Annotated in this window: 2 protein-coding genes; both read left to right on the forward strand. The window is 42.3% G+C overall.

Annotation, left to right across the window (positions count from 1 at the left end):
• The first annotated feature begins 416 nt into the window (after positions 1–416).
• Positions 417–650 (forward strand): type II toxin-antitoxin system VapB family antitoxin, encoded by a 234-nt coding sequence (vapB, locus tag J3L11_RS18750; protein ID WP_207571974.1) that lies wholly within the window; start codon positions 417–419, stop codon positions 648–650.
• The gene (locus J3L11_RS18755) at positions 625–1,065 is read left to right on the forward strand and encodes a type II toxin-antitoxin system VapC family toxin (RefSeq protein WP_242695342.1); all 441 of its coding nucleotides are present in this window, start codon (positions 625–627) and stop codon (positions 1,063–1,065) included. The genes vapB and J3L11_RS18755 overlap by 26 nt, the downstream gene beginning before the upstream one ends.
• Positions 1,066–1,539: the final 474 nt, after the last annotated feature.

A 1,539-nucleotide genomic window follows, 5' to 3' on the forward strand; every position in this document is an offset into this window, starting at 1 on the left:
GTCATGTAACCAATCTTGTGTAGTCATTGGTGGTGACTTTCCTCAATCAAGAAAGGTAAATCCAACTAAGACAAAATGAGGATAAATCCCATTAATTATTTTATTGTTTAATATCAAATGGATAGATTTTTTGCGACAAAATGAGTAATGAGTGTACTTATCCCTGTTATGTCATGCGACAACATGAGGATTAAGTGCGACACATTGAGGATAAAAAAAGCTCCATCGGCTAGCTGGATATCAATATGCGACAGAATGAGTAATGAGTGTACTTATACCTGCTATTTCATGCGACAACATGAGGATTAAGGTAAGCGTCCGCTAGAACTGGGTTTAGGTGTTTGCATATGCTTGACATATGTATGTGATTTCGTATACTGAGCATATGGTAAACATATGCCTAAAAGGTGATAGCGATGAGAACAGTATCAATTTTTAAAAATGGTCAGAACCAAGCGGTTCGATTGCCAAAAGATATGGCCTTTGACGGCGTTAACGAACTTGAAATTTATAAAGATGGTGATGTTATTACCTTGCGCCCAATTCGCCCTGATTGGCTTTCGTTTGCAGGTCAGGAAAAAGCAGATGATGACTTCATGATCGAGCGTCAGGACGTAGTAATTGATGAAGGACGCTTTAATTTTGAGTAAAAAAATTACTTACATGCTCGATACGTGTATCTGCTCATTCATTATGCGCGAACAGCCGGTATCTGTGTTGCTTAAGCTACAAGAGGCTGTGAATAAGCAACATCGTGTTGTGATCTCGGTTATCACATATCAAGAAATGCAATTTGGCCTGATTGGAAAAAAGGCGTCTCCCAAACATGCTCGGTTGGTCGCAGAGTTCTTGAAGCGTGTTGATGAAATCGTACCGTGGGATAAAGCGGCGGTGGATGCAGCAACGGCGGTTAGAATTGACCTAGCAGCCAAAGGGACGCCAATCGGAAGCAATGATGCAGCTATCGCTGGACATGCAATCTCGGCTGGCTGTGTAGTAGTAACCAATAACGTGCGCGAGTTTCAACGTGTAGACGGACTCGTTTTTGAGGATTGGGTACATTAACCAACGGAAAATCTGGACAGCAGTATTTTAGATTTTAGCAATCACGCCGTAAACCCTCGCCCGATCACAGGGCGGGGATATAAGGCGTAAAGTTCGAAGAACTTTAATCTGGTGTTGATTGACTATCGACATAGGCTCGAAGTGTTTCAATCGTAGCCCCCACCTGCACTACAAGCAAAGTAAGATCTAGTCTGAACTAATACACGTCAGTATCCCTTGGTAATCACACTAGTATAATTTATGTACGACCGCACATAACTCCAGACGTTGTTGCCAGTACTACAAGTGAATTCAATTATCTTCAAGCTCCGCAAAAGCGGAGCTTGTTATTCCTAGGGGCGCAGCAATTGCGTATTCCGGCCGATCATGAACACTCATTCTGACGGAACGTGAACACCTCTACTGATTGAACGTGAACACCCATACTGATTTCAATCTGAACACTTTGACCATCATTTCCAGAATCGGTGTTCA

The sequence above is a fragment of the Shewanella sp. 4t3-1-2LB genome (assembly GCF_017368415.1).
Classification (GTDB): domain Bacteria; phylum Pseudomonadota; class Gammaproteobacteria; order Enterobacterales; family Shewanellaceae; genus Shewanella; species Shewanella fodinae.

Bases quoted from the DNA above. Each gene is read 5' to 3' on its own strand.
- vapB (WP_207571974.1), top strand. From the start codon at position 417: ATGAGAACAGTATCAATTTTTAAAAATGGTCAGAACCAAGCGGTTCGA.
- J3L11_RS18755 (WP_242695342.1), top strand. From the start codon at position 625: ATGAAGGACGCTTTAATTTTGAGTAAAAAAATTACTTACATGCTCGAT.